Raw genomic sequence first — 1,435 nt, 5'->3', positions numbered from 1 at the left:
TGTAATACCAGCGAGCCAACTGACGGGGCTAGTAAGCTTAAGGTCGTCAGTAATTTATCTGCTTCATGATATTGCTCAGTATTTTTTTGCTCGACAAAATGCAAAATAGGCACCACGCCAATATTAGCGACTAACCCCGCTAATAACGCATCGTCTGGATTAATCGTGCGACATTGCTCAGCTAAAACAAAACATAAGCTAGACACAAACACACTACTTTTCCAAGCATCTAACATAATTTTCATCAGCTTAGCGTCTTTACACTTAAATAATTCTTTTACGCTAAGACTCATCACTAAATTGCGCGTGGTATTTAACCCTAAACGAGCAATTGCATCTTGACAATTAGTAATACTGCCATCGGGCGCATACAGCGCACTGTTAGCCACTTGGATAAGCTTGGTCGCAATTGGTGCATCGACTTGCAGAATATCAGCCACCTCTTTAATGCCAATATCATTTTTCATCGCTTGATTGAGCTTAATCGCCACTTGCGGTAACGAAGGCAATGCCAGTTTGTTTTCCCGATAACACTGGGCAAAATGACTGAAAAATCGATTATCAGCAATATCTGCTGGCAGCTCTAAATCTAACAACTGCACCGAATAAAGCTCACGGCTTCTTTGCGTCCATAAGCTCACAATATTTTCCGATAATATTAACAGCTTAACATCAGTTTTCGCGATAGCTGTTGCACCTTGAATTTTACCGCTGTTTAACGGCAAATTCGCTAACGCTGAGGTCTCGGATACATCGTAACCGGTTACGCTATTAGGTTGAAAACTAACCGTACCCTGTAGTAAATAATAAATGGCATCACGCTGCTGACCGATTTGAAATAACACCGAGCCAGCCGGTAATTTCAACGTTTGTTGCTCTAAATTTGCGACAAAAATATCGTCAAAATCGCGTAACGGCACGAACTTTTTTTTAATACCGCTAACGGTTGAGTCTCTAAAAGCTGGTCAATAGGCAGAGCTTTATACTCGGGTAATGGCGTATCTAGCTCAGTCACTAGCAAGTCATTACTCGACGTTTGACTCTTCTTAGCCAGTTTTTTGCAAAATAATTCAGTTAACCAGTTCATAAGCCTGCCGTTAAAAAGGATTAGCATAATTATAGCCTAATTACCACGTGTTTAACGCCCCAATAGCGGCGCTATCCTGAAAAACATTACCGTTATGCCTATGAACAGGCCGGAAAACCTGTAAATTATGGTTCAGAATTTGACCTACTCTCTAAACTGCTATTTATTTGACATAATGCTCTACGCAGCCCTATTCATCGGTAGAATTAACTGCCAACCTGAAAACATACTATAGCCAATAAGATATACTTCAAACGGTGAAGTTTTCGGTTTTTAGATAGGTAGGGTGCGCTGTGCGCACCTTTATAACATCATAAAAATCAATGAAAAAGGTGCGCACAGCGCACC

The 1,435-nt window shown here is 40.8% G+C and carries 2 protein-coding genes; both read right to left on the bottom strand.

Translation table 11 applies throughout. The features are described from left to right. The coding region (locus VZ94_RS20295) for an HDOD domain-containing protein (protein WP_052700781.1) at positions 1-920 on the bottom strand (920 nt) is incomplete at its 3' end. Continuing rightward, positions 878-1,087 carry a hypothetical protein gene (locus tag VZ94_RS20290; protein ID WP_045780625.1) on the bottom strand — a complete coding sequence of 70 codons (210 nt, stop codon included), beginning with the start codon at positions 1,085-1,087 and terminating at the stop codon, positions 878-880. The genes VZ94_RS20295 and VZ94_RS20290, both read right to left, overlap by 43 nt. Between the last annotated feature and the right edge of the window lie 348 nt (positions 1,088-1,435).

Source organism: Methylocucumis oryzae (assembly GCF_000963695.1).
Classification (GTDB): Bacteria; Pseudomonadota; Gammaproteobacteria; order Methylococcales; family Methylomonadaceae; genus Methylovulum; species Methylovulum oryzae.
Note: the sequence above shows the minus strand (reverse complement) of the source record. Positions and strands in the feature narration are given on the sequence as shown.

Excerpts from the sequence above, each read along its gene's own strand:
- VZ94_RS20290 (WP_045780625.1), bottom strand. The coding sequence starts at position 1,087 with ATGAACTGGTTAACTGAATTATTTTGCAAAAAACTGGCTAAGAAGAGT.